The organism is Actinomycetospora corticicola, from assembly GCF_013409505.1.
In the GTDB taxonomy this organism is placed as follows: Bacteria; Actinomycetota; Actinomycetes; order Mycobacteriales; family Pseudonocardiaceae; genus Actinomycetospora; species Actinomycetospora corticicola.
In genome coordinates, this window is record NZ_JACCBN010000001.1 from 4,637,708 (window position 1) to 4,664,333 (window position 26,626).

The window sequence follows — 26,626 nt, forward strand, 5'->3', positions numbered from 1 at the left end:
GGGGCCGGACCCTAACGGTGGTGCCCCCTCCGTGGGCGGTGACACGGAGACCGTCGGGGGTCCGTGGCACCCTGACGACCATGAGCAGCTCTCCCGACGACCGGAGACGCAGCGGAGCGGAGCTCGACCTCGAGCACCGGTCGGTGCCGGCTCCGGGCGCGGTGCTGCTCGACGCCGCCGTCACGACGCGGTGCCGCCGCCGGGTCCACCTGGAACACGACCCGGCCGCCGGTCGGGCGGACGGCGCCACGGGGGTCGAGGGGGCCGGTCAGATCGTGCTCCCGGAACCCGATCCCGGCGTGGAGATGCGGGTGGCCGACGCCGCGGAACACCGCGCTCAGCTCGCCGCGCGGTTCGCGGCGGAGCTCGGCGCGGCGTTCCGTCGGGTGCCCGACGGGCGGCGGGCCGAGCGGGTGGAGGCGACGCTCGCGCTGGCGGCCGATCCGACGGTGCGCGCCATCGGGGCCGCGGAGCTGCCGCCGGGCGCCGGCCGGCGGGGGCACGCCGAGCTGCTCGTGCGGGCGGACGGCGACGACGGCGGCTGGTACCCGGTCATCGTGGTGCGGCACCGGGTCAGCGACCCGGGCGCCGGAGCGCTGACCTCCCCGCTGGACCGTCCGCACCCGTCGTCGGCGACCGTCGACCCGCACCGGCGGGTCCGGGCCGTCTCCCGGGACGTCCTGCGCCTGGCCCACCTGCACCGGATGCTCGCGGCCGCCGGCCTGGGTGCCCTGCGTGCCTGGGGCGGCGTGGTGGGGCTCGACGCCGACTGCGTGGTGTGGACCGACCTCGCCGCCGGGCCGGGGCAGGAGGCGGGTCGCAGCCCGCTCGACACGTACGACCGGCGGTTCACCGACCGGCTGGCCGTCGCCACGGCCGCCCGCACCAGCGGGCCGGCGCTGGCGGAGCCGTCCCGCATCACCGAGTGCCGCCGCTGCCCCTGGTGGCCGGTGTGCGAGGCCGAGCTGCGCCGGGCCGACGACGTGAGCCTCGTGGTGCGCGGGGAGGACGCGCTGCGGCTGCGGGGCCGCGGCATCACCACGGTGCGCATGCTCGCCGCCCTCGATCCCCGGCAGGGCCTGCCCGAGCCCGGGGACGCGACCGACGAGCACGCGGGGGGCGAGCTCTCCACTGACCTGCGCGAGGCCGTGGCGCTGGCGCGTGCCTGGCGGGCGGACGTGCCGCTGGTACGGCGGGTGGCCCGGCCGGACGTGCCGCGGGGCGCGGTCGAGGTCGACGTGGACATGGAGAGCCTGGGGGAGGACGGCGCCTACCTGTGGGGCGTGCTGCTCTCCGGGGCCGACATCGGCCTCGAGCACGGCTACCGCGGCTTCGCGACGTGGGACCCGGTGCCGACGCGCGACGAGGCGCGGTCGTTCGCGGCGTTCTGGTCCTGGCTCTCCGACGTGCGTCGACGCGCCGCGGAGCGGGGTCTGACGTTCCGTTCCTACTGCTACAACGAGCAGGCCGAGAACCGGTGGCTGCGGGGCTCGGTGGAACGCTTCGCCGGGGAGCCGGGCATCCCGCCCGCGGCGGAGGTGGAGGCGTTCATCGCCTCCGACGAGTGGATCGACCTGTTCCCGGCCGTCAGTACGTCGTTCCTGTGTCCGCACGGCAAGGGGCTGAAGCGGGTCGCACCCTCGGCCGGGTTCGCGTGGCGCGACCCGGAGGCCGGCGGGGAGAACTCGATGCGCTGGTACCGGCGCGCGGTCGCCCTGGACGGCGGGGAGCCCGAGCCCGCGATGCGCGACCGGCTGCTGGTCTACAACGAGGACGACGTCCGGGCCACCCACGCCCTGCGGACGTGGATGACCTCGGACGCGGTGCTGGCCGTACCGCACCTCGACGACCTCCGGTCCGGGGAGCCCGGACCGGAGCCGGACCGGCCGGAGCCGGTCGAGCGGGTCAGCGAGGCGACATGCGCAGGGCCCCGTCCATCCGGATGACCTCGCCGTTGAGGTAGTCGTGGTCGACGATCATCGCGACGAGCTTGGCGTACTCGGTGGGGTCGCCGAGGCGCTGCGGGAACGGCACGCCCTTCGCGAGGTCGGCCCGGAAGGACTCCTCGACGCCCGCGAGCATCGGGGTGTCGATGACCCCGGGGGCGATCGTCAGCACGCGGACGCCGTACTGCGCGAGGTCGCGGGCCGCCGGCACGGTCATGCCGACCACGCCGCCCTTCGACGCGGCGTAGGCGATCTGACCGATCTGGCCCTCGAACGCGGCGATCGACGCCGTGTTGACGATGACGCCGCGCGCGTTGTGGTCGAGCGGCTCGGTCTGCGCGATCGCCGCGGCGGCCAGCCGCATGACGTTGAAGGACCCGATCAGGTTCACCCCGACGACCTGCGAGAACACCCCGAGGTCGTGCGGGCCCTTCTTCGACAGCACGCGGCCCGCCGTGCCGACGCCGGCGCAGTTCACCACCACGCGCAGGGGCAGGCCGGTGCCGACGGCGGCGTCGACCGCCGCCTGCACCTGGTCGCCGTCGGTGACGTCGGCCGGGACGTAGTCGACGCGCTCGAGCTTCTCGGCGTGGTCGATCGCCTTCGGCAGGTCGATGGCGATGACGTGGGCGCCGTCGGCGGCGAGCCGCCGGACGGTCGCCCCGCCCAGCCCGGACGCCCCTCCGGTGACGATGGCGGCGACGTCGGTTGCGTCCATGACTGGTGCACTCCTCGGGAGGCTCGGGTCGGGTGGTCCCGCTTCGCGCGGAGGCTATCCCCTCGACGGTCAGGCCTGACCGTTACGGGTGGGGGTTCACACCGACCGAGCCCACGCCGGTCGTCAGGACCGCGCGATCCCGAACTGCCAGTCGTCGAGGTAGCGGGAGGCGAACCCGGCCTCGCAGTAGGCGAGGTAGAAGTCCCACATCCGGACGAAGGTCTCGTCGAACCCGAGGTCCCGGACCTGCGCCTCGCGGGCGAGGAAGGTGTCCCGCCAGCGGTGGAGGGTCTCGGCGTAGTCGAGGCCGATCGTGCGTCGGCCGTCGATGCGCAGCGAGGTGTGGCGCGCGAGCGTCTGCTCGATCGCCTCGACGCTCGGGACGATGCCGCCGGGGAAGATGTACTTGTGGATCCAGGTGTACGACGACTTCGTCGCCTGGAGCCGGTGGTGGGGCATCGTGATCGCCTGCAGCCCGAAGCGGCCGCCGGGGGCGAGGAGTCGGTCGACGGTGCGGAAGTACTCCGGCCAGTAGCGCTCGCCGACCGCCTCGATCATCTCGATGGAGATCGCGGCGTCGTACTCGCCCTGCGCGTCCCGGTAGTCGCGGATGTCGATCGTGATGCGGTCGGACACCCCGGCCTTCTCGGCCCGCGTGCGCGCCAGCTCCGCCTGCTCGACCGACAGGGTGAGGGTGGTGACGTGGGCGCCGCGCTGCGCGGCCCGGATGGCGGCCTCGCCCCACCCGGTCCCGATCTCGATGACGCGTGAACCGTCGCGGACCCCGGCGAGGTCGAGGATGCCGTCGACCTTGCGGTGCTGGGCGGCGGTGAGCGACTCCAGCGGGCGGCCGTCGGGGCCGACCGGGCCGTCGAACCAGGCCGCGGAGTACATCATCGACTCGTCGAGGAAGAGCTCGAAGAGGTCGTTCGACAGGTCGTAGTGCCGGTGCACGTTCTCCTGCGAGACGGCGGCGTCGGCGGCGCGCTCCTCCCGCGGCTGACCCCGGTCGTAGAGCCGGCGCAGGTTCCGCACCGGGCGCGGCACGAGCGACTCGATGTGCTCGACGAAGCAGCACATGACGCCTACCAGGTCGTCGGAATCCCAGTCCCCGACCATCCAGCCCTCGCCGAGGCCGATCAGGCCCTCGGTGCCGAGCCGCGTGAAGAACGCCTCCGGGCGGATGATCCGCATGGCCGGGCTGGTCGCGTCGCCCGCGCCCTCGCTCGAGCCGTCCGGCCACACCAGACGCATCGGCATCCGCCGCACGGCCGCGCGCAGCAGCGACCGGGCGATCACCATCCGCACCCGGTTCTCGCCGGGATCCTGCAGACCCGGCCACACCCCCTCCGCGGGACGCGGGACGATGCGCTCGCCGCGCACCGGGGTGGGATCGGGGACGGGCATGGTCGACGACACGGCGGGGGTCCCTCTCGACGCTGGGGTGTCAACGGGCGACGGAGTTCCGTCGGCATCGTCTTCGTCGCCGACGGCTCGATCGTTCGGGCGGGTGGTGGCGATCTCGCGCGGTTCGGTCGGGGGCTGCAGGATCGTGCCCGCCTCGTCCGGCGACCCTCCCGTCGGGGTTTTCGTCGGTTACCGTGCTGCCGTCGGCGGATCGTGGAGAGGGTGGCCGGGCAGTGGACGCCAGCGAGGAGCTGCAGCGGCTCGACGGCGATCTCGCCGCCGGACGCATCGACGCGACCTCCTACCGCCGCCGTCGCGACGCCCTCGTCGCGCGCCGTCGCGAGGAGGAGGCGCCCGCCTGGGCCGCGGCAAGTGCGACGAAGACCACACCCGATCGGACGGTTGAGGCGCCGCCACCGGCCGCCGGCGAGCCCGCCGTCGCCCGACCCGCTGCCGCCGAGGCCGCCGTCGCCGAGTCCGCTGCCGAACCTGCCGCGGCAACGCCGGCTCCCGTCGAGACCGCTCCCGTCGAGACCGCTCCCGCCGTGGCCGCTCCCGCTGTGGCCGCTCCCGCCGAGTCGGCTCGCACCGAGACCGCTCCCCCCGAGCCGGTTGCCGCGTCGGACCCGCTCCCGGTCGCCCCGCCCGCGGCGGACCCGCTCCCACCCGTCGTCGGTCCGACCCCCGTCGGGCCCACGGCTCCCGTGCCAACCGCGGCGGACCCCCTGCCGACGGCACCGGGCGGAACACGCTCCCGGCCCGCCCGTCCGAGCGACGTGGTGGCCGCACCGGGCACCGACGCGTTCCCCGTGCAGCATCCGGTCCCGCCCCCGCGACCGGTCGCTCCCCCGGACCCCTTCCCGCCGCCGTTCCGGTGGAGCCCGACCCCCGCCGTCCCCGACGCCGACGTCACGCAGGTGGTGCCGGACGCCGCCGACGCCACGCAGGTCGTGCCGCCGTCGGCGTTCCGGCCGCCGTCGTTCGGGCCGCCGACCTCCTGGCCGGCGACGTCCGACGTCCCGGAACGGACCCAGGTGGTCCCCGGGATCGAGGCGGGTCGGCGGCCGTCGGCGCCGGTCCCGGCGTCGCGGACCACCCCGCCGTGGGCGGACCGCGCGCCGGAGCGGCGCGACCCGTCGTCGGGCATGGCGGGGTCGCACGTGTTCTACGGCGGGCGGCGCGACCTGGCGTCGACGCTCGGCACGGCGGCCGTGGTCGTCGTCGTGATCCTGATCCTCGTGCTGTCCTTCACGCTGGGCTGACCTACGCTGCGCGGTCGTGGCGACGCTGGTGACCTTCCACGCCCATCCCGACGACGAGTGCATCACCTGCGGCGGGGTGATGCGGGCGGCGGCGGACGCCGGCCACCGGGTGGTGCTCGTCATCGCCACCGGCGGTGAGCACGGCGAGATCGTCCCGAACGTGCTCGACGAGGGGGAGACCCTCGCCCACCGCCGGCACGCCGAGACCCTGGAGTCGGCGCGCATCCTCGGGGCCGCCCGCACCGAGTTCCTCGGCTACGTCGACTCCGGGATGGTCGGCACCGCGACCAACACCGCCGAGGGGGCCTTCGCCGCGGCGGACGTCGAGGAGGCGGCCGAGCGGCTGGCGACGATCCTGCGCGAGGAGGACGCGGACGTCCTCACCCACTACGACGACCACGGCGGCTACGGCCACCCCGACCACGTGCAGGTCCACCACGTCGGGCAGCGCGCCGCCGAGCTCGCCGGCACGCCGCGGGTCTACCAGGCCACCACCAACCGCGACGAGATGCGCCGCCTGATGGCGATGGCGCGGGAGATGGGCCTCGGGCTCGGCGACGGCGAGGGGCCCGACGAGCGCGAGCTGGCGGCGATGGGCACGCCCGAGGCGGAGCTCACCACCCGCGTCGACGTCACCCCGTGGCTCGGGGCCAAGCGCGACGCCATGCGCGCCCACGCCAGCCAGATCGCGCCCGACTCGTTCTTCCTCGCCCTGCCCGACGAGGCCTTCGCGGCCGCCTTCGGCACGGAGTGGTTCCTGCGGGTCGGGGAGCCGACGGGCGGACCGTTCGAGACGGACCTGTTCGGCCCCGGCGCGGCGTAGCGTCGCCCGCATGAGCTGGTTCGGTCGCGACAAGCGGCAGATGGTCGACCCCGCGGACGCGCTGCCCGGACGTCGGTCGCCGCTGCCCACCCTCGAGCGCAGCCTGGTCTCCGGGCGCCCGCTGAAGCCGCCCTTCCCCGAGGGTCTGCAGACCGCGGTGTTCGGCATGGGCTGCTTCTGGGGCGCCGAGCGGCTGTTCTGGAACACGCCCGGGGTCTGGGTGACCGCCGTGGGCTACTCCGGCGGCTACACGCCGAACCCGACCTACGAGGAGACCTGCACCAACCTCACCGGCCACGCCGAGGTGGTGCTCGTCGTCTTCGATCCGGCGGTGGTCACCTACGAGCAGCTGGTGCGGCTGTTCTGGGAGTCCCACGACCCGACGCAGCGCATGCGCCAGGGCAACGACGTCGGCACGACCTACCGGTCGGCGATCTACTACGCCGACGAGGCGCAGCGGGCGGTCGCCGAGTCCACCCGCGACGCGTTCCAGCAGGCGCTGACCTCCGCCCGGAAGGGCGAGATCACCACGGAGATCGCCCCGCTCGGCGCGTTCTACTACGCCGAGGACTACCACCAGCAGTACCTGCACCGGATCCCGAACGGCTACTGCTCGATGGCCGGCACCGGGGTCTCGTGCCCGACCGGGTTGGGCGTCACGGCCGAGCAGCCCTAGTCTCCCCGGCCGTGGAGACTGAGATCACGGTCGAGTCCGACGGAGCCCGCCTGGGGACGACGTACCTGCGGGCCGCCGACGAGTCGCTGGCCGGTCCGGGCGGCCGCCCCTGCGTGGTGATGGCCCACGGCTTCGGTGCCACGCGCGACTCCGGGCTGCGCCCGTTCGCCGAGGCCTTCACGACGGCGGGTGCGGACGTCCTGCTCGTCGACTACCGCGGCTTCGCCGACTCCGAGGGCGCCCCCCGGCAGCACGTCGACCACCGGGCACACCGCCGCGACTACCACGCGGCGGTCGCCCGGGCCCGGCTGATCGACGGGGTGGACCCGGAGCGGATCGTGCTGTGGGGCTCGTCGTACTCGGGCGGGCACGTGGTCGCGGTGGCCGCGGCGGACCCCCGGATCGCCGGGGTCATCTCGCAGGGCGCCGCGATGGACGGGCTCGGTGCGCTGGTGGAGATCCTGCGCTACGGCGGGCCGTGGCAGCTGCTCAAGGTCTCGGCGCACGCGATCGCCGACGCGGTCGGTCACGCCCTCGGCCGGCCGGACCACCGGGTGGCGGTCTTCGGTCCGCCCGGGGCGGTCGCGGCGATCACCTCGCCCGACGCCCAGAGCGGGTACGGCGCCATCATCGGCCCGTCGTTCGTCAACGACATGCCCGCGCGGGACATCCTGACGATCCCGTTCAACCGGCCGGTCACGGCGGCACCGCGCGTCCGGTGCCCGATGCTGCTCGTGGTCGCGGCGTCGGACTCGATCGCCCCGCCGGCCGCGGTGCGCAAGGTCGCGGCGACGGCGGGCGGGCCGGTCGAGACCGTGGAGATCGACTGCGGGCACTTCGACATCTACCTCGGAGAACCGTTCGCGACCTCGGTCGAGCGGCAGATCGCGTTCGTCCGGTCGATGTAGCGACACCCGTCCGGGTGGTGGTGTGTCGGCGGTGAAACAGTTCCGTGGCCGCAGCGATATCCCCGGTGTCAGCGGGCTGAGGGGCCCGCACTTCTCGGGGGAGAACACCATGGGCCGTCACCACACCGCCACCGCGCTCGTCGAGCTCGCCGTCCCCGCCCCGCGGGTGTCGCCGGAGTCGTCCGCGGCCCTGCGGTCGGCGCCGTTCCCGGTGATCCCCGCCCCGCGGCAGGCCCCCGAGGCCGCTCCGGCCCCCGTCGTCGTGCCGGAGCCGCGCGGCTGGCGCGCCCGTCGCGCCGCGAAGGCCGACGCCGCAGCCCGGCGCGCCCAGGCCGTCGCCGTCGCGCACGCCCAGCGCCGCGCTCGCCAGGTCGCCCTCGCGTCGCTCACCGACTGACTCGGCCGGCCGCACCGGGTGGCCCGTCCGCGAACGACCCTCCACGAACGAACGGCACTCTCGCGCACATCGATGCTGCGAGGGTGCCGTTCGTGCGTTCCGGGGGCGGTCAGCCCTCGAGGACGTACCCGCGACCGCGGATGGTGCGGATGCGCTCCGCGCCGAGCTTGCGGCGCAGGTAGCCGATGTAGACCTCGACGATGTTGGAGGTCGGGGGGCCGCCCCACACGCGGGTGACAAGCTCGTCCTGCGACATCGCCTGCCCGCGCGGGTGGCGGATGAGCGCGTCGACCACCGCGTACTCGGTGCGCGAGAGGCTCACCGGCTTGTTCTCGACGAACACCTGCTCGAGAGCGGTGTCGACCATGACCTCGCCGCGCCGCAGGTAGAGCTGCGCCGTCGGGCGGTCGTCGCCGAGGCGCAGCCGCAGCCGGGCCAGGAGCTCCTCCATGGGGAAGGGCGTGACCAGGTAGTCGTCGTGGCTCGCGCGGAGCGTGGACACCGTGCGGTCGCGCGCCTCGGGCGAGGTCAGCGCGATCACCGGCGTCCGGGGGCTCTCGCGGTGCAGGTCGGCGAGGACCTCCACCGGCCGGAGCCCGCTCATCTCGACGTCCAGGACGACCGCGCGGGCGCCGCCGGCCCGGGCCGCGGCCCCGACGCTCCAGCTCTCCCGGAGGAGTTGAGGTTCGAAGCCGTTGGACCGCAACGCACCGACGAGCACGCTCGTTGTGCGGTGCGGAGGAGCCACACACAGCACGCGGCCCCGCTCCGCGTCCGCATAACGATTGGGTTGCATCGCCGACCAGGCTGCCGTGTGCGCGGCGCAGGGGCAACGAGTGCGCGCCGAACGGCGGTGTGTCGTGTGCGACGGGCGGTTCCCTGAGAGCGAGAACCGGCGTCAGGAGCAGCGGCTCCGCCGAGCGGAGTAGTGGATCTGCCCGTCGTCGCGCCCCGGCGTGCGGTCAACGGCATTGCCGGGCCTTCACTCTCAGATCACGGTCCGGTGACGGCCGGCGCTCCTAGCGTTCGTCCCGCTCCCCCCGCCAGCGGCGACGTCCGGGCTCCCCCGGTCGACACCCGAGCTCCGATCGACCGGACGCCGCCGCTCGCGACCCGGACCGCTCTCCCCGGCGGACCGGGACCGAAGAACGTCTGGAGGTCGTTCGCCCATGCCCCGACGTGGACGACATCGCACCCGGCTCCCGCTCCGGCTCCTCGCCGCCATCGCCGCTCTCCTCGTGGGCGGCACCGCCGTCGTCCTCGGCGGCAACGCGCTCGCGAAGGACAACGGCGGGGACTCCGGGGGCGGCAGCAGCATCCTCTCCGCCCTGACCGGCGGGAAGTCCGAGAAGTCGGACTCCGACTCCGGCGACTCGTCCGACGACTCCTCCGGTGACGGCAAGGACGGCGACGGCGGGTCCGACGACAAGGACGGCTCCGACTCGAAGGACGACTCGAAGGACGGGTCGGAGGACGGGTCGAAGAAGGTCAAGGCCGGCGGCACCGGCCACGACGGCAGTGGCAAGGACGACGGCGGGAAGGACCAGTCCCCCGACGAGGCCAAGAAGTCCGACGACCAGAAGAAGGACGACCAGGACAAGCAGGCCAAGGGCGAGAAGAAGGTCGAGTTCCCCGGTCGCGAGAAGGCCCGCCCCGCCGGCGCCGACGACTACGTCGACATCGACGACGTGGAGGTCAACCAGAACATCGGTGAGGGTGGCGTCTTCTCCAAGGGCAGCTACGAGGTCGAGTGCGGCGCGAGCGACCACAACAACTCCGACAACTACATGGCGGCGCCGGGCAAGCGGAACGGCGCCCAGCACACGCACGACTACGTCGGCAACACCTCGACCAACGGCAACTCGACCGACGAGTCGCTCGAGGCCGCCGGCACGACGTGCGCGAACGGCGACAAGAGCACCTTCTTCTGGCCGGTCCTGCGTGACCTGAACGGCGTGGGTGACGACGTCGGGAAGGACGGCGGCAGCCTCGACGGCAACGTCGGCCGGATCCTGACGCCGACGTCGGCGCGCCTGGTCTTCCGCGGCCACGGCGACTCCGACGTCCAGCCGCTGCCGCAGCACCTCATGAACATCATGGGCAACGCGAAGGCCAAGGTGCAGGACGGCAAGAACGCCAACGCCAAGTACACCTGCAGCGGGCACACGGACCGGATCACCGCGAAGTACCCGATCTGCGGGAGCGGGGAGAAGCTCATGCGCATCCTCGACTACCCGAGCTGCTGGGACGGCCAGAACCTCGAGTCGAAGGACCTGCGCTCGCACATGGCGTTCCCGGACTCGAACGGCAACTGCGGCGACGGCTTCACGCCGGTGCCCGCCCTGCGGATCGTGCTGACCTACGACCAGCCGGCGGGTCGGGCGTTCTCCATCGACTCGTTCCCGGACAACCAGCACGACCCGGCCACCGACCACTCCGACTTCGAGAACCTCGCCTCGAAGGCGCAGAACGAGGCCGGTGCGGAGTGCATCAACTCCGGGCGGAACTGCAGCAACGTGTAGCTGCGTCCGCGCACCCCTCGCGCCCCGTCGCCCGACGATCTACCGTCGGCGGCGGGGCGCGCGTGCGTCCTACGGGAGTCCGGGCGACGGGCTGAGAGGGGACCTGGCGGTCCCGACCGTTCGAACCTGATCCGGATCATGCCGGCGCAGGGAACCGCGGAGGACGCGTATGGCTTCATCGTCCCTGTCCACGTCCGCTCCCGACGAGGTCGCCCCGACCCTGGACGGCCCGGTGCCGCGGTCGCTGGGGTTCCTCGACCAGGGCGCCTTCTGGGCCAACCTCGGGGTGAGCCTGCTCGGCTTCGCCGGGGTCCTCGCGGTGCTCCAGCCCGCCGGGGCACCGCCGCTGACCGTCGCGGCCGCGGTCGTCGCGACGGTGGTGGGCACCGTGATCGGCAGCGCCATGGTCGGGCTCTCGGCGATCCCGGGCGCGCGGACCGGTGCGCCGGCGATGGTGGTCCTGCGGGGCCTGTTCGGCGGGGTCCTCTCGTGGATCCCGTCGGTGCTCAACGTCGTCCAGCTCATCGGGTGGGGCACCTTCGAGCTCGTCGTCATCGCCCAGGCGGGCACGCTCGCGATCGGCGGCCCCACGTGGGCGTGGATCGTCGGGGCCGGGGTGGTGACGACGCTGCTGACGCTCCGCCCGCTGGGCATGCTGCGGCTGCTGCGCCGGGTGGTGACGATCCTGGTCGCGATCTCGGTGGCCTACCTGGCCTGGTGGCTCTTCACGCGGCCGGCCGCCGCCGATCTCGGTGGGGCGGGCTCGTGGTCGGGGTTCTGGGCGGGCACGGACGCGGCCATCGCGGTCGCCGTCTCCTGGATCCCGGTCGCCTCCGACTACTCCCGCCACTCGAAGCGGGTCTCGACGGCGTTCACCGCGGCCACCGTCGGCTACGGCATCACCCAGATCCTCTGCTTCGTCGTCGGGCTCGCCGCCCTGTCCCTCGTCGCCGGGGACGGGGACGCGGTCTTCGCGCCGATGCTCGTCGCACCGCTCGGCGTCGTCGCCCTGCTGATCCTCACCCTGCGCGAGACCGACCAGTCCTTCGCCAACGTCTACTCGACCGCGGTGTCGGCGCAGAACCTCGTGCCGCGTGCCGACCGGCGGCTGCTCTGCCTGGCCATCGGCGTGATCATCACCGTGCTCGGGCTCGTCGTCACGATCGACGACTACGCGGTGTTCCTCGCGGTCATCGGGTCGATCTTCGTCCCGCTGCTCGGGGTCGGCGTGGGCGAGGCCCTGGTGAACAAGGGGCGCCTGGACCTGTCGCGGTGGGCGCCGTCGCGGCCCCTCATGGTCGTCGCCTGGGTGATCGGACTCGCCGTCTACCAGCTGATCAACCCCGGTGGGGCGCCCGTCTGGTCGGACGCCTGGACCGCCGCCCGCGAGGCGCTCGGGTTCACGCCGCCGTCCTGGCTCTCCGCCTCGCTGACCTCCTTCCTGACGGCGGGTCTCGTCGCCGCCGCGTTCGCCGGCCTGGCCGAGCGCACCCGGCGTCGGGAAAAGATCGCCACGGTGGGTTGAGAGCGCCGCGCTCCGGGGGAGCCCCGCGGGGCCGGGGAGATGCGCATCCGTGCATCCCGGCCCTGCGGGAGGAGCGCCATGCGAGCCGTGGTCTACAAGGGGACGAACGAGGTGGCCGTCGAGCAGGTCGACGACCCCCGTCTGGAGGCCCCCACCGACGTCCTGGTCCGGATCACGACCACCGCGATCTGCGGGTCCGACCTGCACATGTACGAGGGTCGGACGGTCGCCGAGACGGGCATCGTGTTCGGGCACGAGAACATGGGGATCGTCGAGGAGGTCGGATCCGGGGTCACCCGCATCCGGAAGGGCGACCGGATCTCGCTGCCGTTCAACGTCGCGTGCGGGTTCTGCAAGAACTGCCTGGCCGGCAAGTCGGCGTTCTGCCTGACGGTCAACCCGCCCTACGCGGGCGGGGCCTACGGCTACGTGGGCATGGGCCCCTACACCGGCGGCCAGGCCGAGTACCTGCGCGTGCCGTTCGCCGACTACAACGCGCTCGTGCTCCCGCCCGGCGACGAGCACGAGAACGACTACGCGATGCTCGCGGACATCTTCCCCACCGGCTACCACGCCACCGTGCTCGCCGACCTGAACCCGGGCGAGTCGATCGTCGTGTTCGGTGCCGGGCCGGTCGGCCTGATGGCGGCGTACTCGGCGGTGCTCAAGGGCGCCTCGAAGGTGTTCGTCGTGGACAAGGTGGCGTCGCGCCTGAAGCTCGCGGAGGACATCGGGGCGATCCCGATCGACTTCTCCGCGGGTGACCCGGTCGAGCAGGTCGTCGATCAGACCGACGGGCTCGGGGCCGACAAGGGCGTCGACGCGGTCGGCTACCAGGCCACCGCGGACAGCGGGGAGGAGCAGCCCGCCGTCGTGCTGAACCAGCTGGTCGACGCGGTGCGGCACACCGGGCGGCTCGGCATCGTCGGGCTCTACCTGCCGCAGGACCCGGGCGCGCCGGACGAGAACGCCGCCAACGGGCGCCTGCTGTTCAACGTCGGCCGCTTCTTCGAGAAGGGCCAGAAGATGGGCACCGGCCAGGCCGACGCCAAGGCCTACAACGCCCAGCTGCGCGACCTCATCGTGGCCGGCCGCGCCACCCCGTCCTTCGTGGTGTCCAAGGAGGTCCCGCTCGACGAGGCGCCGGACGCCTACGCCCGCTTCGACGCCCGTGAGGACGGTTACTCGAAGGTCGTCCTCAAGCCCTAGGAGTGATCATGGAGTACCGCACGCTGGGCCGGACCGGCATCAAGGTCAGCCCCTACTGCCTCGGCGCGATGATGTTCGGCGCCATGGGCAACCCCGACCACGACGACTCGATCCGGATCATCCACCGCGCGCTGGACGCGGGGGTGAACTTCGTCGACACCGCCGACGTCTACTCGCAGGGCGAGTCGGAGGAGATCGTCGGGAAGGCCCTGAAGGGCCGCCGCGACGACGTCGTGCTCGCGACCAAGGTCCACGGCGGGATGGGCGAGGACCCGAACCGCGCCGGGAACTCGCGGCGCTGGATCGTCGCGGAGGTCGAGAACTCGCTGCGCCGGTTGCAGACCGACCACATCGACCTCTACCAGGTCCACCGGCCGTCGCCGGACACCGACGTCGAGGAGACGCTCTCCGCGCTCACCGACCTCGTGCGCAGCGGCAAGGTCCGGGCCGTCGGGAGCTCCACCTTCCCGGCCTCGGAGATCGTCGAGGCGCAATGGATCGCGGAACGCCGCGGGTACGAGCGGTTCCGCACCGAGCAGCCGCCGTACTCGATCGTCAACCGCGGCATCGAGCGCGAGGTGCTCCCGGCCTGCGAGCGCTACGGGATGGGCACGCTCGTGTGGAGCCCGCTCGCGATGGGGCTGCTGACCGGCCGCTACCGCAAGGGGCAGGAGACCGACTCGCCGCGCATGTCCTTCGCGCCGGGCCGCCTGACCCACGAGCGCAAGCTCGACGTCGTGGAGCAGCTGATCCCGCTCGCGGAGAAGGCCGGCCTGTCGATGGTCCACCTGGCGATGGCCTTCGCGGTCGCGCACCCGGGCGTGACCAGCGCGATCATCGGTCCGCGGACCATGGAGCACCTCGACGACCTGCTCGCGGGCGCCGAGGTCACCCTCGACGACGAGGTGCTCGACCGGATCGACGAGATCGTGCCGCCGGGTACCGACGTCGACCCGGGCGACGTGTCCTACGCGCCGCCGGCGATCGAGCACGCCCGGTTGCGGCGGCGGCCTGCGGAGGAGCGCGCCGCGGCGTAGGAAGAAGTCAGCCGTCCTCCGATCGTGAACCACCGGCGGTGCGGTACAACCATCTCGGTATCCGCCAGGGGAGGATCGGCCCGTGAGCTACCCGCAGCGTTCCTGGAACGACGGCGACGTCGAGGTCGTGCCCGGACGCCTCTGGGCGGGCGGGGTGGCCACGGCGCTCGTCGCCGCCGGCATCGCCTTCGTCGGCGTGCTGATCATCAACAGCATCTTCGAGGTCGGGATCCAGACGGCGGGGCGGTCGGGGGCGTTGGTCGACAACGCCTCCACCGTCATCCCCGTCGCGGCCGCCATCGCCGCGCTCGCGGGGACGGCGCTGCTGCACCTGCTGCTCATGACGACGCCCCGCCCGGCGTCGTTCTTCTCGGCGATCGCGGTGCTCGTGATCGTCGTGCTGATCCTGCAGGTCTTCCTCGCCGAGGGGTCGATCTCGGCCCACATCGCCACCGGCGTCCTCTACGCGGCGATCGGCATCGGGATCGTGTCGATGCTGTCGGGCGTGTCGGCGACGTCGGTGCGCCCGGCCCAGCGGGGCGGGTGGGGTGGCCGCGCCCCCGAGCCGCCCGCCTACGACGGCCGGTACGACGCCAACTACGGCACCTACGACCCCCAGCCGCCGTACCCGCCGCAGGGCGGGTACGGCCACCCGAACGACCGCACCCAGCGTTACGACCCGCGCGATCAGCGCGGCCAGTGGCGGTGACCGCGATCCTGTCGTGATCACCAGCAGTGATCGCGTCCGGACCGAGCGGCGCCGTTTCAAGCGATCGTGAGGCTCATCGCCTTCACACGGGATCGGCTTGACCGGTCCGGACGGGCCTGACGACGATCGACCGTCCTGATCCTGCGGACGGGCGTTCCCGCTCGTCCGCGTGCTGGTCACGCCCACGGGCGGGGCCGAAGGGGTGGTCGCATGACGTCGACGGTCAACGGGCTCGGAGCCGCAGCCGCCGCAGCAGGACACGCGGGTCACCTCGGCACGGAGTCGGCCCGCCGGGAGCACGGACGGCTCGGCGAGGGCGCCTACCGCGGGCCCGAGACGCTCGCGGCGGCCCGGAAGGGCCTCCGCGTCGCCCTGCCGGAGCCGAGCAGTCGCTACGACCAGAACGACGAGTGGTGCGTGGTCCAGCAACCCGACGGGTCCTGGTCGGAGTTCCGCTTCCACGACTACCACCGGATCTTCGACGTCCCGGGGCTCTACGAGAAGATCTTCTACGACGTCCTCGGCTGCGACACGCCGCGCTTCATGGCCGACCTGTTCGCCGACGCCCTCGCCGGCAGCCGCGAGGCGGCCGACGACGTCCGGGTCCTCGACCTCGGCGCGGGCAACGGGATCATGGCCGAGGAGCTCGCCACCATCGGTGTCCGGCACGCGGTCGGGGTCGACATCCTGACCGAGGCCCGCGACGCGGCCGAGCGGGACCGTCCCGGCCTCTACGCCGACTACCTCGTCGCCGACCTGACGGCCCTCGGGTCCGACGCGGCCCGGACGCTCGCCGACCACCGGCTCACCGCGCTCACCGTCGTCGCCGCGCTCGGGTTCGGGGACATCCCGCCCGCCGCGTTCCGCACCGCCTACGACCAGATCGCCGACGGCGGGTGGGTCGTGCTCACGCTGAAGGACGCGTTCCTGGCCGAGGACGACACCTCGGGCTTCGCCCGCATGATCGCCGACGGCCTCGCCTCGGGGGCGCTGGAGGTGGTGCGCCGCGAGCGCTTCCGCCACCGGCTCGCCACCGACGCCAGCCCGCTCGTCTACGAGGGGATCGTGGCGCGCAAGCGCGGTCCGCTGGGCTGAGCCCCTCCCCGCCGGACGCCCGGTGGGACGTGCATCTCTTACCGACCGGTCGGGCCTGGAGGCCCGGCCGGTCGTCCTGTTTTCCTGGCACTGTGAAGGGGCACACATTCATGCGGACGGTGGTCCCGAGAGGCACGCCCGGCGCGAGGGGGTGCGGGACCGCCCGGCAAGGAGAGAAGGCATGGCCGCCACCAGCGACCCCGGACGCAGCGGGCCCCCCGCACTGCGAGCACCCGACATCGCGACCGCGATGGAACGGGTGGTCCCCGACGCAGTCCTCGCCCGGACCGACCCGGCCCTCTTCGGCCGCACGGTCCTCCAACTCGCCCAGGGGTGGGTGAGCCATCCCGGTGAGGTCGGCCGCGCGGCGTCGTCGTTCGCCGCGCTCTCGGCCCGGATCGGCGCCGCGGCGACCGGCCGCGCGCTGCGTGGGCTGGCCGGCGGGACCGTCGAGAACGACCCGTCGACCGAGCCGGTGCCGACCAGCAAGGACGGCCGGTTCAAGGACACGACCTGGGTCGAGAACCCCGGGTACTGGGCGCTGCGGCAGGAGTACCTGGCCCTCCTCGCGCTCCTCGAGGACCTGGTCGGCGCGGCCGCGCTGAACGAGGACTCGGACGACCGGGCGCGGATGCTCATGGGCCTCATCGGGAGCGTCGTCTCCCCGACGAACGTGCTGCCGGGCAACCCCGCCGCGCTCAAGCGGGCCTTCGAGACCGGGGGGTCGAGCGTCGTCGCCGGCCTGCGCAACCTGCTCGACGACCTCGCGACGAACGGCGGCAAGCCGCGTCAGGTCGACAAGAGCGGGCTGCGCGTCGGCAAGGAGCTCGCGGCGACCCCCGGCAAGGTGGTCTACCGCAACCGGCTCATGGAGCTGGTGCAGTTCGAGGCGCAGACCGACGAGGTCCACGCGGTCCCGCTGCTGTGCAGCCCGCCGTGGATCAACAAGTACTACGTCATGGACCTCGCGCCGGAGCGCAGCCTCGTCGAGTGGGCCGTGCAGCACGGCCACACCGTGTTCATGATCAGCTACCGCGACCCGGACAGCTCGATGGCGTCCACGACGTTCGCCGACTACCTCGAGCTCGGCCCGGCCACGGCGCTCGACGTCGTGCAGGAGATCACCGGGGCCGACAAGGTCAACGTGATGGGCCTCTGCCTCGGCGGGCTGATGGCCGCCCTGCTGACCGCGCGGTGCGCGGAGCGCGGGGACGACCGCATCAACTCCCTGACGATGCTCAACACGATGCTCGACTACTCGAGTGTCGGTCCGATCTCCTCGTTCGTCAGCCCGGAGATCACCGAACGGCTCGAGAAGTCGATGGAGCAGCAGGGCTACCTGCCGGCCGAGTCGATGGCCACGACCTTCGACCTGCTGCGCGCGAACGACCTGATCTTCAACTACATCGGGCCGAACTGGCTCGAGGGCAAGGCGCCGCCCGCCTTCGACATCCTGGCGTGGAACACCGACTCCACCCGCATGCCGGCCGCGATGCACTCCTTCTACCTGCGGCACTTCTACCTCGACAACGAGCTGTCGAAGGGCGAGCTCGAGATCGACGGGGAGCCGCTCTCGCTGAAGGCGGTGCAGGCGGACACGTTCATCGTGGCCGCGGAGAACGACCACATCGCGCCGTGGAAGACGTCGTTCACGTCCACCGAGCTCCTCGGCGGCGACGTGACCTTCGTGCTCTCGACGGCGGGTCACATCGCCGGCGTGGTGAACCCGCCCAGCCCGAAGGCCAAGCACTGGGTCGGCACCGTGGGGGCCACGGGCTCCGACGCGCCCGGCCCCGACGCCTGGCGGCAGCGCTCCACCGAGATCCAGGGCTCCTGGTGGGAGACCTGGAGCGAGTGGATCGGCGAGCACGGCGGGCCGAAGCAGGAGCCGCCGACGGTCGGCAGCGAGGCGCACCCGGTGCTGGGTGACGCGCCCGGGCAGTACGTGCTCGGTACGAACTGATCGTCGATCCGGGCGGGCGCCATGTCGGCGCCCGCCCGGGTCCGTCGGGTCCGCCCGGCCGCGAGGGTGACGTGGGGCAGGTTCCGGCGGCCCCGGGCATGCCTGGTGTGCGTCTCGGGGTGGAGCCGTATCGAGACCACCCCGTGGGCGCGCCGTGACCCGCCTTGACGCCGACCGATGTCGCGGGCACGGTGTTGCGTAGAGCGCGACAGCGACGCGGGGAACGCAACGCGCTCCCGCCACGATCGCCTGCGAACGGTTGCCTCCATGGACCACCCCACCGGCCCCCTCGTCCGCTCGGCCTCGGTCGAGCTCCGGCGGACCGTCGACGCGGCCGTCGGCCCGCGGTACGACACCGCGTTCCTGCGGCTGGACCTCCTGCTGACCACGCCCGAGGCCCGCTGCGACTGCCCGGACTGCCTGATCGAGACCGACCGGCGTCGGATCGCGATCCTCGCCTCACTGCCGCGGCCCTGACATCGGGCGCCGTGCTCGGTATCCTGAGCGGTTGATCGGCCGGTCGAGCACGTCCGGTCGCCGTCGCAGGAGAGGAGCCGAGGATGTCGACCTCGAACGGCAGCGCACCCACGGGGAACGTCACCGACCAGGTGGCGGACGCCGTCGCCCGCGGCCAGCAGCTCATGACCGAGCTGGCCGGTGGCGTCACCGAGCTGTTCAGCGCGGCGCTCTCCGGCGCCGACGACGCCACGCGCCGCGCGGGCACCGGGACGCTCCCGGTCGGTCTGTCGTCGGCCGGCGAGTTCGTCGACCGTGCCTACGACACGGGGATCGCCGTGCTCGAGATGCAGCGCTCGATGGCCCACCAGATGCTCGGCGCCGTGTCGTCGATGCGGCTGCGCTGACCGACCGCGATGACCTCGCCGAACGGCGCGTCGGATCGGGCGCGTCCCGCCGCTGCGGGCTCGATGTGGGACGCCCAGCGCCAGGCGCTGGGCGCCTTCATCCGTGACCAGCGGCGTCTCGCCCGGCTCTCGCTGCGCCAGCTCTCGGCGCTCTCGCACATCTCGAACCCGTACCTGAGCCAGGTCGAGCGGGGACTGCACGTGCCGTCCGTGCGCGTGCTGCAGGCGATCGCCGACGCCCTCGACCTGTCCGCGGAGACCCTGCTCGAACACGCGGGTCTCGTCCGGGAGCAGGCCGGCCCCACCTCGGGAGCCGGCCCGGCCGCCGATCCCGCCGTCGAGCGGGCGGTGCGCGCCGACGCCCGGCTCAGCCAGGCGCAGAAGGAGGCGCTGATCGCGGTGTACCGCAGCTACACCGACGGCGTCGCCGCCGACGGCCCCGATGCGCACGACACCGCCGACGGGGTTCCGCCCCGGACGCCGGAGGGAGTCCACCGATGACCGCCATGAGAACGCGCCCCACGCCCGACCCCGCCCCGCCCGACCCCTTCGAGCGGACGCTGTCCGTGGCCGGACGTCGGCTCCGCGTCGCGGTCCGACCGGCGGCCCCCGGTCCGTCCGGAACCCCCGCGCCCCGTCCGCTCGTGCTGGTCAACGGGATCGGCGCCAGCCTCGAACTGCTGGCACCCCTCGTCGACGCCCTCGACCCGCGCCGCGAGGTCATCCGGTTCGACGTGCCCGGCATCGGGGGCTCCCAGCTCTCGACCGTGCCGATGCCGATGGCGGCGCTGACCACGCTGCTGGCCGACGTCCTCGACCAGCTCGACGGGCTGACCGGCACCTCGCACCGCGTGGTCGACCTGCTGGGCCTGTCCTGGGGCGGCGGCATCGTGCAGCAGTTCGCGCTGCAGTACCCGCGGCGCACCGGCAGCCTCGCGCTCGTCTCGACCGGCACCGGCGTGATGATGGTGCCCGCGCGCATCAGCGTGCTGGCCCGGATGCTGACCCCCCGCCGCTACAACGATCCCTCGTACCGCCGGGACGCAGGCCGCGAGATCTACGTGGGCGAGGACCCGGACGCGGTCGACGCCCTCTTCGCGCGGGTCAAGCCGGTCCGGGCCCGGGCCTACCTGCACCAGCTGTTCGCCCTGACGACGTGGACGAGCCTGCCGGTGCTGCCCTTCATCACGGCGCCGACGCTCGTCCTGGCCGGGCGCAAGGATCCGGTCATCCCGATCGTGAACGCGCACATCATGGGTTCGCTGCTGCCCCGCTCCGAGGTGCACCTGCACCGCGGCGGTCACCTCGGGCTGCTCACGCGTCCCGGGGAACTCGGACCCGTCGTGGAGTCGTTCCTCGACCGGCACTGATCGGTACCGGCCGACACCGACCACGGGGCACCGCGCGGCCGTAAGCTGGCCGCGTGAGTGCGAGACCGGTCACCGGCGTCGACGGACGTGAGTGGCTCGTGAGCATGAAGATCATGTGGAGCGACCGCTCGGAGCACTTCGAGCACGAGAAGGAGGGCGGCCGGCGGGCCGTCATCGGCATCATCGTCGTGCTCGGACTGCTCTGGTTCGCGCTCATCGCGTGGAAGTTCCAGGTCGACGCCGTCAGCGTGCCGTGGTGGATCGTGGTGATCCTGCTGGGCGTCGCGGGCTTCTTCCCGGCGCGGTGGGCGCTGCGCCGGCCGCGGCGGCTCATGGTCGAGGGCGGACGCTGGCCGGAGGACGACTCCGCCGTCGGCGAGGCCTGGAGCGGGTACGTGCGCGGGCGGACCGAGGCGCGCGCCGAGTACAAGCAGGCCATCCGGACGCTGCAGAAGCGCGGTACCCCGGCCCGGGCCAACAGCCCGCTGCAACCCCAGTAGAGAAGAGGGGGCCGTCGTGCCCGAGCTCCCCGAGGTGGAGGCGCTCGCCGAGCACCTGCGCACGCACGCGATCGCCCGGCCCGTGGCGCGGGTCGACCTCGCGAGCATGACGGCGCTGAAGACGTTCGACCCGCCGCTGTCCGCGCTCACCGGGCGCCTGGTCACCGGGGCGGGCCGGATCGGCAAGTTCCTCGACGTGCAGCTCGACGGGCTCCACCTCGTCGTGCACCTCTCCCGCGCCGGATGGATGCGCTGGCACGAGCAGGCCTCGGTCACGCCGCCGAAGCCGGGCAAGGGCCCGCTGGAGCTGCGGGTGCACCTCGAGACGGTGGGCGGTCCCGGCTTCGACCTCACCGAGGCGGGTACGCAGAAGCGGCTCGCGGCCTACGTCGTCACCGACCCCGCCACGATCCCGCAGATCGCGACGCTGGGGCCCGACGCTCTCACGCTCTCCCGCGCGCAGTTCGGCGAGATCCTCGCCGCGACCTCGACGCGGCTCAAGACGCTGCTCGCCGACCAGCGGACGATCGCCGGCATCGGCAACGCCTACTCCGACGAGATCCTGCACGTCGCGAAGCTGTCGCCGTTCGCCATCGCGGCCCGGCTCGACGAGGAGGCGGCCGACCGCCTGCACGCCGCGATGATCGCGGTGCTCACCGAGGCGGTGGACCGGGCCGTCGGCCAGGACGCGGCGCTGCTCAAGGGCGAGAAGCGCTCGGGGATGCGGGTGCACGCCCGGACCGGGCTCCCGTGCCCGGTGTGCGGCGACACGGTCCGCGAGGTGTCCTACGCCGAACGCTCCTTCCAGTACTGCGCCACCTGCCAGACCGGCGGCAAGCCGTTGGCGGACCGCCGTCTCTCCCGCCTGGTCAAGTGAGGGACGGAGGAGACGCGGCGGCGCGGAGCTCGACCATTGATACCGCCGAACGGATGATCACCCGTCGTCGGGAACGTGTGGCTCGTTGCTCTGACGGGGTGGCTGGCGGACGATGAGCCCGTGCCCGGCTGGTTGACCTCCCCGACCGTCCTCGTCGTCCTCGGCGTGGTCGTGGTCCTGGTGATCGTCGGGGTCGTGGTCTACCAGCGCTTCCGTCGCCGCCACGCGTTCGCGTCGCCGCTCGAGCGGGCGACGTTCTCCACCCTGCACACGGTGTCGCTGGCCGCCCCGGCGCTGCGCGAGGGACTGTCCGAGTCCTCCGCCCAGTTCGCCGTGCCGTACCTGCGGACCCTGCTCGACACCGAGGCGCTGTCGATGACGGCGGCGGACTGCGTCCCGCTCGCGTGGGACGGCGAGGCCGAGCACCACAACCTCGACGTGCGGTTCTACGCCGAGAAGGTGATGAAGACCGGTCGGCAGCAGATGGCGAGCCGGCGCGACATCGAGTGCGGCGACGACCGGTGCCCGGTCCGGGGCATCGTCGTCGTCCCGCTCGAGGTGGACGGCAACGTCGTCGGGACCCTCGCCGCGGTGAGCGGGGAGACGCCCGGCCCGGTGCTGCTGCGGGCCACCGCCGAGGTCGCCCGGTACGTGTCGAGCCAGCTCGAGCTCGCCGACCTCGACGACTCCCGCGACCGGCTCAACCGGGCCGAGGTCCGCGCGCTGCGGGCCCAGATCTCGCCGCACTTCATCTACAACGCGCTGAACACGGTCGCCTCGTTCATCCGCACCGACCCGGAGCGGGCCCGCGAGCTGCTCATGGAGTTCGCCGACTTCACCCGGTACTCGTTCCGGCAGGCCGGCGAGTACACGACGCTCGCCGAGGAGCTCAAGAACATCGACCGCTACCTCATGCTCGAGCGGGCGCGCTTCGGCAACCGGCTCGCGGTGAAGGTGCAGGTCGCCCCCGAGGTGCTCTCGGTGGTGCTGCCGTTCCTCGCCCTGCAGCCGCTGGTGGAGAACGCCGTGCGGCACGGGCTGGCGGGCAAGGTCGAGGGCGGGACCGTCACGTTGACCGCCGAGGACTCGGCGAGCGAATGCCTCATCACGGTCGAGGACAACGGCGTGGGCATGGACCCGCAGGCGCTGCGGGAGGACAACCGGGACGCGCACCTCTCGGGGGCGCACGTGGGCCTCGGCAACGTCGACGACCGCATGCGCTCGGCCTTCGGACCGGACTACGGCCTGGTGGTGGAGACCGAGCGCGGCGCGGGGACCAAGATCAGCCTGCGGGTGCCGAAGTTCCGGGCGGGCGTCCGGGTCTGACGGGGACCCCGCACGGAGCCGATAACCTGGGCGTATGGACCTCCGCCTGACCCAGGCCCTGCGACTCGGGGCCCTCAAGCTCCCGCCTGCGGTGTCGTCGGTCCTGCCCGGCGCCCTCGCCTCCCGTGTCTCCGGCGGCACCGTCTCGGTGGTGCGGCTGAACGGCGTCATCGCCTCGGCCTCCGGCCCGGTGCCCCGCTCGGTGATCAACCTGCAGGCCGTCGAGTCCGCCCTCACCCGCGCGTTCGAGGCCGAGAACGCGGTGGCGGTGGCGCTCGTCGTCAACTCGCCCGGCGGGTCCCCCACCCAGTCCCAGCTCGTCGCCGACCGCATCCGCGGGCTGGCCGCCGAGCACGAGCTGCCCGTGCTCGCCTTCTGCGAGGACGTCGCGGCCTCCGGCGGCTACTGGCTCGCGTGCGCGGCCGACGAGATCTTCGCCTGCCCGACGTCGCTGGTCGGCTCGATCGGCGTGGTCAGCGGTGGCTTCGGCCTGACGGGGCTGATCGAGCGCTTCGGCATCGAGCGCCGGCTGCACACCTCCGGTGAGAACAAGGCCCGGCTCGACCCGTTCCAGCCGGAGAAGCCCGAGGACGTCGAGTGGCTGCTCGGCATGCAGGCCGAGCTGCACGAGCTGTTCATCGAGTGGGTGCGCAGTCGGCGCGGCGACACGCTCGACGCGGGTGCCGACCTGTTCACCGGCGAGGTGTGGACCGGTCGGAAGGCCCTCGAGCTCGGCCTGATCGACGGCCTCGGCACGGTACGGGAGGTGCTCGAGGAGCGTTATCCCGACGCCGAGGCGGTGACGGTCGAGCCGCGCAGGCCCCTGCTCGCGCGGCTGGGCGTCGGCGTCCTCTCCGGCGTCCCCGGCTTCGGCGCGATCGACCCGACGGCCGCCGTCGCCGGCGCGCTCGAGTACCTGGAGCACCGCGCCGCGTGGAGCCGGTTCGGGTTGTAGGTGGCTTCGCCTTGTGAGTACTAATCCGTGCTGGAGGACGGATTACTACTCACAGGACGGAGTCACATGCCGTCGGTCGGCTGGGACGGACGCGACGTGTCCGGGCTCAGCCATGAGCAGATCCACCGGTGGACCCGCGACGGCGCCAGCCCTGAGGCGCTCGCCGCCGCCCGCGACCGGCACCTCGCCCGGGCGGACGAGCTGCGCGGGGCGGCCGACCGGCTGCAGGCCGCGCAGCGCGGGGTCGGGGAGACCTGGGCGGGCCGTGACGCCGACGCCGCGGGGAACCGCACGCGGATCCTCGCCCAGCGGATGGAGCAGCTCGCGGAGACGGTCGGCGGGCAGGCCCGCGGCCTCGACGGGATGCGGACCGCGCTCGTCCGGGTGCAGGCCGCGGTCGGACCGCCCCGGCCGTCCGCCCTGCCCGCGCTGGGCGTGACTCCCGTGCTCGACGAGCTCCGCGCGCTCGTGACCGGTCGGCCCGCCGACAGCTACGGCGCGTTCCGGACGGCCGCCGCCGACCAGGCCGCGGCCCGCGAGGCCTACCGCGCCTACCTCGGCGAGACCGCCTCGGCCGCCCGCGCGGTCGGTCCCGCCGGAGCGGGCCCGACGCCCGCCGCGGGGGACGCGTCGGTCGCGCCCGGCCGGGCTCCCCTCCCCGTCGGTGCCCGCGGGGCCGCGAGCGGGGTGCTGCAACGCGCCGCCGGCCCCGTCCCGACGGCGGGTGCGGGCGCTCCTGCGCCGCCGGCCGCCGGCCTGCGCCCGCCGGTCCCGGCCACCGGGGCGCCGGTCCCCGTACGCGCGTCAGGTCCGGTGTCGGCCACTACGCCGGTCGGCGGTCCGGGGACCGGCGGTGCCCGGGCGATCGGGGGCGGCCCGGGAGCCGGTGGTGGCCCGGGGGTCGGGAGTGTCGGCGGTGCCCCTGGCTCGGGTGCTCCTGGCTCCGGTGGCGGCGAGGCCGGCGGGACCGGTGCGCGCCCGGCGGGGGCAGGCCCCGGAGGCGCCGTCGCGGGGAGCCCGACCGCCCCGGGCGGCGGAGCCGGCGGCCCGGTCGGGGCCGGGAACGGTGCGGGCACCGCGATCGTCGGTCCCTCCCGGGGCGTCGTGGGACCTCGTGGAGCCGCCGCGGGTCTTCCCCCGGGCCGGACGGGCGCGGCGCCGCCCCGCGGGCCGGACGGGCGCGAGCGAGCACCCTCGGCGGTCGGTGGGCCCTCCGGACCACCGGGGATGCTCGACGATCAGCGGCCGGGCGACTTCGGGCCGGACGCGACGTCCCCGGGGGCCGACGAGCCCGCAGCGGCCGACCCCGAGCAGCCCGTGGTCCCGGTCCGGCACGTGACGTGGCTGGTGGACCCGGATCCGGCCGGATGGGGTGCGCCGGGCCGTCGGGTGGCGCCGCCGGTGCTGGGGGAGGGGCCGTGATCGTGCTGCGGCGCCACGAGCTGCTCTGGGTGCTCGAGCAGTGCGGGGCCGGCGACTGGCCCTACCCGCTCACCCCGGTGGCGTGGCCCGCCGACACCGAGGACGAGACCGTCCTGGCCCGCGCGCGTACCGAGGACGCGCTGGCCGGGCGGGGCCTGCTCCGGTCGGACCCGGCGGCGGCCCTGCTCGCGGTCGGGACGGCGGTGCGCGACGCGCGGTGGCAGGTCGACCTGGTGCGTCGGGGGAGCGGGTCGGCCGCGGCCGTCGGGCTCGCCGGACCCGGCGGGGGCGCGCTGCTCTCCTCGACCGACCACGCGGGTGCCGACGTGGTCGTCCGCCCGGTCGCCCCCGCAGGGATCGCGGCCGCGGTGCTGGCCCTGGTGCCCCGCCTGCCACCGGCTCCCGGACCGCCGCTGGAGGTGCCGCCGGCCGCGGCAGCCGTGGAGACCCGTCGTCGGGAACGGCAGCGGACGGACGTCGACGCGGTCCTCGAGCACGCGGTGGCGTGGACACAGCTCGGAGTAGCGGTTACTCCGAACGGGGTCAATTGGGCGGACGACCGTGCAGATGCACGGATCAAATGGCTCGACTCGCCCCGCGGTCGCTACCGGCTGCGGCACGATCGGGGTCGCAGCGGGCCGCCGGGGTCCCGGCTGGTCCCGGACGACGCCGCGTCCCCGGGAACCCTGGCCGAGGTCGAGGCGCTGCTGGTGGAGCCGGGGAGGAGCACGACATGAGCGGACCGGGCCCGGCGTCCGAGCGCGGGTTCGCGGCGCTCGACCCGGCCGACGCCGAACGGTTCGCCGGCCGGGTGGACGACCTGGAGCGCACGGTCGCGGAGGCCCGCGAGGCCCTGCGGCGGCTGGCGGAGGACCCGCTGGCCACCGGCACCGGCCAGGAGAACACCGAGATGGCCGCCTGGTACCGCGAGCTGCTCGTCACCGACACCGTGCCCGCCGCCGACGACCTGGCCCGCCAGCTCGACGCCGTGCGCCGCGCGGTGGTGGAGGGCACGGCGGCCTGGCGGGAGTCGGAGCGCTCGATCCGCGACTCCCTCGATCCCGGCCCCGGTCCCGACGACGGGTGATCCGATCGGGTGACGCGATACGTCAGTCC

At 73.7% G+C, this 26,626-nt stretch carries 27 protein-coding genes and 1 riboswitch; of the genes, 24 read left to right on the top strand and 3 right to left on the bottom strand.

Translation table 11 applies throughout. The annotated features are described in order from the left end of the window. Positions 1–80: 80 nt before the first annotated feature. A complete protein-coding gene (locus BJ983_RS22560) occupies positions 81–1,946 on the top strand; it encodes a TM0106 family RecB-like putative nuclease (protein WP_179795867.1) in 1,866 nt (621 codons plus the stop codon). On the opposite strand, the gene BJ983_RS22565 is transcribed toward BJ983_RS22560, so the two are convergent. Then, positions 1,906–2,664, bottom strand: coding sequence for an SDR family NAD(P)-dependent oxidoreductase (locus BJ983_RS22565; protein WP_179795868.1), 759 nt, complete (start codon positions 2,662–2,664; stop codon positions 1,906–1,908). The genes BJ983_RS22560 and BJ983_RS22565 overlap by 41 nt on opposite strands. 123 nt (positions 2,665–2,787) lie before the next feature. After that, positions 2,788–4,083 (bottom strand): class I SAM-dependent methyltransferase, encoded by a 1,296-nt coding sequence (locus tag BJ983_RS22570; protein ID WP_179795869.1) that lies wholly within the window; start codon positions 4,081–4,083, stop codon positions 2,788–2,790. 221 nt (positions 4,084–4,304) lie between these two features. Here BJ983_RS22570 and BJ983_RS22575 point away from each other — a divergent pair, with 221 nt between their 5' ends. The 5 genes from BJ983_RS22575 (at position 4,305) to BJ983_RS22595 (ending at position 8,137) form a co-directional block, all read left to right on the top strand. Beyond that, the gene (locus BJ983_RS22575) at positions 4,305–5,333 is read left to right on the top strand and encodes a hypothetical protein (protein ID WP_179795870.1); all 1,029 of its coding nucleotides are present in this window, start codon (positions 4,305–4,307) and stop codon (positions 5,331–5,333) included. A gap of 16 nt (positions 5,334–5,349) precedes the next feature. After that, on the top strand, positions 5,350–6,156 hold the full coding sequence (locus BJ983_RS22580; RefSeq protein ID WP_179795871.1) for a PIG-L family deacetylase: 807 nt from the start codon (positions 5,350–5,352) through the stop codon (positions 6,154–6,156). Between the two features lie 10 nt (positions 6,157–6,166). Beyond that, a complete protein-coding gene (gene msrA / locus BJ983_RS22585; RefSeq protein WP_179795872.1) occupies positions 6,167–6,832 on the top strand; it encodes a peptide-methionine (S)-S-oxide reductase MsrA in 666 nt (221 codons plus the stop codon). 11 nt (positions 6,833–6,843) lie between these two features. Then, complete coding sequence (locus BJ983_RS22590) at positions 6,844–7,740, top strand: alpha/beta fold hydrolase (protein ID WP_179795873.1); 897 nt, start codon at positions 6,844–6,846, stop codon at positions 7,738–7,740. 109 nt (positions 7,741–7,849) lie between these two features. Further along, positions 7,850–8,137, top strand: a complete 288-nt coding sequence (locus tag BJ983_RS22595) for a hypothetical protein (protein ID WP_179795874.1) — start codon at positions 7,850–7,852, stop codon at positions 8,135–8,137. Positions 8,138–8,246: 109 nt separating this feature from the next. Here BJ983_RS22595 and BJ983_RS22600 read toward each other — a convergent pair whose 3' ends face one another. After that, positions 8,247–8,933 carry a response regulator transcription factor gene (locus tag BJ983_RS22600; RefSeq protein WP_084681620.1) on the bottom strand — a complete coding sequence of 229 codons (687 nt, stop codon included), beginning with the start codon at positions 8,931–8,933 and terminating at the stop codon, positions 8,247–8,249. Between the two features lie 373 nt (positions 8,934–9,306). On the opposite strand from BJ983_RS22600, the gene BJ983_RS22605 reads away from it, so the two are divergent. The 18 genes from BJ983_RS22605 to BJ983_RS22690 all read left to right on the top strand — a co-directional run bounded on the left by BJ983_RS22605 (position 9,307) and on the right by BJ983_RS22690 (position 26,597). After that, positions 9,307–10,659: a DUF1996 domain-containing protein gene (locus tag BJ983_RS22605; RefSeq protein ID WP_179795875.1), complete on the top strand. Its 1,353-nt coding sequence runs from the start codon at positions 9,307–9,309 to the stop codon at positions 10,657–10,659. 61 nt (positions 10,660–10,720) lie between these two features. Then, a riboswitch (TPP riboswitch) is annotated at positions 10,721–10,829 on the top strand. Continuing rightward, positions 10,829–12,184 (top strand): purine-cytosine permease family protein, encoded by a 1,356-nt coding sequence (locus BJ983_RS22610; protein WP_179795876.1) that lies wholly within the window; start codon positions 10,829–10,831, stop codon positions 12,182–12,184. (Overlaps the previous riboswitch by 1 nt.) Positions 12,185–12,262: 78 nt before the next feature. Further along, complete coding sequence (locus BJ983_RS22615; protein ID WP_179795877.1) at positions 12,263–13,393, top strand: glutathione-independent formaldehyde dehydrogenase; 1,131 nt, start codon at positions 12,263–12,265, stop codon at positions 13,391–13,393. 8 nt (positions 13,394–13,401) lie between these two features. Continuing rightward, positions 13,402–14,430 carry an aldo/keto reductase gene (locus BJ983_RS22620; protein WP_179795878.1) on the top strand — a complete coding sequence of 343 codons (1,029 nt, stop codon included), beginning with the start codon at positions 13,402–13,404 and terminating at the stop codon, positions 14,428–14,430. 82 nt (positions 14,431–14,512) lie between these two features. Further along, on the top strand, positions 14,513–15,139 hold the full coding sequence (locus BJ983_RS22625; protein WP_179795879.1) for a hypothetical protein: 627 nt from the start codon (positions 14,513–14,515) through the stop codon (positions 15,137–15,139). A gap of 210 nt (positions 15,140–15,349) precedes the next feature. Continuing rightward, positions 15,350–16,234, top strand: a complete 885-nt coding sequence (locus BJ983_RS22630; RefSeq protein WP_179795880.1) for a methyltransferase domain-containing protein — start codon at positions 15,350–15,352, stop codon at positions 16,232–16,234. A gap of 181 nt (positions 16,235–16,415) precedes the next feature. Continuing rightward, complete coding sequence (locus BJ983_RS22635; protein WP_179795881.1) at positions 16,416–18,197, top strand: PHA/PHB synthase family protein; 1,782 nt, start codon at positions 16,416–16,418, stop codon at positions 18,195–18,197. Between the two features lie 267 nt (positions 18,198–18,464). Continuing rightward, positions 18,465–18,674, top strand: coding sequence for a hypothetical protein (locus BJ983_RS22640; RefSeq protein WP_179795882.1), 210 nt, complete (start codon positions 18,465–18,467; stop codon positions 18,672–18,674). A gap of 83 nt (positions 18,675–18,757) precedes the next feature. Then, a complete protein-coding gene (locus tag BJ983_RS22645; RefSeq protein WP_179795883.1) occupies positions 18,758–19,060 on the top strand; it encodes a hypothetical protein in 303 nt (100 codons plus the stop codon). A 9-nt stretch (positions 19,061–19,069) separates the two neighbouring features. Continuing rightward, a complete protein-coding gene (locus BJ983_RS22650) occupies positions 19,070–19,561 on the top strand; it encodes a helix-turn-helix domain-containing protein (RefSeq protein WP_246325636.1) in 492 nt (163 codons plus the stop codon). Next, complete coding sequence (locus BJ983_RS22655) at positions 19,558–20,430, top strand: alpha/beta fold hydrolase (protein WP_246325637.1); 873 nt, start codon at positions 19,558–19,560, stop codon at positions 20,428–20,430. The genes BJ983_RS22650 and BJ983_RS22655 overlap by 4 nt, the downstream gene beginning before the upstream one ends. A gap of 53 nt (positions 20,431–20,483) precedes the next feature. Beyond that, on the top strand, positions 20,484–20,930 hold the full coding sequence (locus BJ983_RS22660; protein ID WP_179795884.1) for a hypothetical protein: 447 nt from the start codon (positions 20,484–20,486) through the stop codon (positions 20,928–20,930). 16 nt (positions 20,931–20,946) lie between these two features. Continuing rightward, complete coding sequence (locus tag BJ983_RS22665; protein WP_179795885.1) at positions 20,947–21,807, top strand: Fpg/Nei family DNA glycosylase; 861 nt, start codon at positions 20,947–20,949, stop codon at positions 21,805–21,807. 120 nt (positions 21,808–21,927) lie between these two features. Continuing rightward, the gene (locus BJ983_RS22670; protein WP_179795886.1) at positions 21,928–23,133 is read left to right on the top strand and encodes a histidine kinase; all 1,206 of its coding nucleotides are present in this window, start codon (positions 21,928–21,930) and stop codon (positions 23,131–23,133) included. 34 nt (positions 23,134–23,167) lie between these two features. Next, positions 23,168–24,088 carry a S49 family peptidase gene (locus BJ983_RS22675; RefSeq protein ID WP_179795887.1) on the top strand — a complete coding sequence of 307 codons (921 nt, stop codon included), beginning with the start codon at positions 23,168–23,170 and terminating at the stop codon, positions 24,086–24,088. A 66-nt stretch (positions 24,089–24,154) separates the two neighbouring features. Next, positions 24,155–25,510, top strand: a complete 1,356-nt coding sequence (locus BJ983_RS22680) for a WXG100 family type VII secretion target (protein WP_179791919.1) — start codon at positions 24,155–24,157, stop codon at positions 25,508–25,510. Continuing rightward, entirely contained in the window at positions 25,507–26,247 is a 741-nt protein-coding gene (locus BJ983_RS22685) for an ESX secretion-associated protein EspG (RefSeq protein ID WP_179795888.1), read from the top strand. Before BJ983_RS22680 ends, BJ983_RS22685 begins: the two co-directional genes overlap by 4 nt. After that, a complete protein-coding gene (locus BJ983_RS22690; RefSeq protein WP_179795889.1) occupies positions 26,244–26,597 on the top strand; it encodes a hypothetical protein in 354 nt (117 codons plus the stop codon). Before BJ983_RS22685 ends, BJ983_RS22690 begins: the two co-directional genes overlap by 4 nt. The last annotated feature ends 29 nt before the right edge of the window (positions 26,598–26,626 follow it).

Bases quoted from the DNA above. Each gene is read 5' to 3' on its own strand.
- BJ983_RS22560 (WP_179795867.1), top strand. From the start codon at position 81: ATGAGCAGCTCTCCCGACGACCGGAGACGCAGCGGAGCGGAGCTCGAC.
- BJ983_RS22645 (WP_179795883.1), top strand. From the start codon at position 18,758: ATGTCGACCTCGAACGGCAGCGCACCCACGGGGAACGTCACCGACCAG.
- msrA (WP_179795872.1), top strand. From the start codon at position 6,167: ATGAGCTGGTTCGGTCGCGACAAGCGGCAGATGGTCGACCCCGCGGAC.
- BJ983_RS22605 (WP_179795875.1), top strand. From the start codon at position 9,307: ATGCCCCGACGTGGACGACATCGCACCCGGCTCCCGCTCCGGCTCCTC.
- BJ983_RS22655 (WP_246325637.1), top strand. From the start codon at position 19,558: ATGACCGCCATGAGAACGCGCCCCACGCCCGACCCCGCCCCGCCCGAC.
- BJ983_RS22650 (WP_246325636.1), top strand. From the start codon at position 19,070: ATGACCTCGCCGAACGGCGCGTCGGATCGGGCGCGTCCCGCCGCTGCG.
- BJ983_RS22615 (WP_179795877.1), top strand. From the start codon at position 12,263: ATGCGAGCCGTGGTCTACAAGGGGACGAACGAGGTGGCCGTCGAGCAG.
- BJ983_RS22610 (WP_179795876.1), top strand. From the start codon at position 10,829: ATGGCTTCATCGTCCCTGTCCACGTCCGCTCCCGACGAGGTCGCCCCG.
- BJ983_RS22635 (WP_179795881.1), top strand. From the start codon at position 16,416: ATGGCCGCCACCAGCGACCCCGGACGCAGCGGGCCCCCCGCACTGCGA.
- BJ983_RS22640 (WP_179795882.1), top strand. From the start codon at position 18,465: ATGGACCACCCCACCGGCCCCCTCGTCCGCTCGGCCTCGGTCGAGCTC.
- BJ983_RS22600 (WP_084681620.1), bottom strand. From the start codon at position 8,933: ATGCAACCCAATCGTTATGCGGACGCGGAGCGGGGCCGCGTGCTGTGT.
- BJ983_RS22675 (WP_179795887.1), top strand. From the start codon at position 23,168: ATGGACCTCCGCCTGACCCAGGCCCTGCGACTCGGGGCCCTCAAGCTC.
- BJ983_RS22565 (WP_179795868.1), bottom strand. From the start codon at position 2,664: ATGGACGCAACCGACGTCGCCGCCATCGTCACCGGAGGGGCGTCCGGG.
- BJ983_RS22620 (WP_179795878.1), top strand. From the start codon at position 13,402: ATGGAGTACCGCACGCTGGGCCGGACCGGCATCAAGGTCAGCCCCTAC.
- BJ983_RS22690 (WP_179795889.1), top strand. From the start codon at position 26,244: ATGAGCGGACCGGGCCCGGCGTCCGAGCGCGGGTTCGCGGCGCTCGAC.
- BJ983_RS22595 (WP_179795874.1), top strand. From the start codon at position 7,850: ATGGGCCGTCACCACACCGCCACCGCGCTCGTCGAGCTCGCCGTCCCC.
- BJ983_RS22680 (WP_179791919.1), top strand. From the start codon at position 24,155: ATGCCGTCGGTCGGCTGGGACGGACGCGACGTGTCCGGGCTCAGCCAT.
- BJ983_RS22630 (WP_179795880.1), top strand. From the start codon at position 15,350: ATGACGTCGACGGTCAACGGGCTCGGAGCCGCAGCCGCCGCAGCAGGA.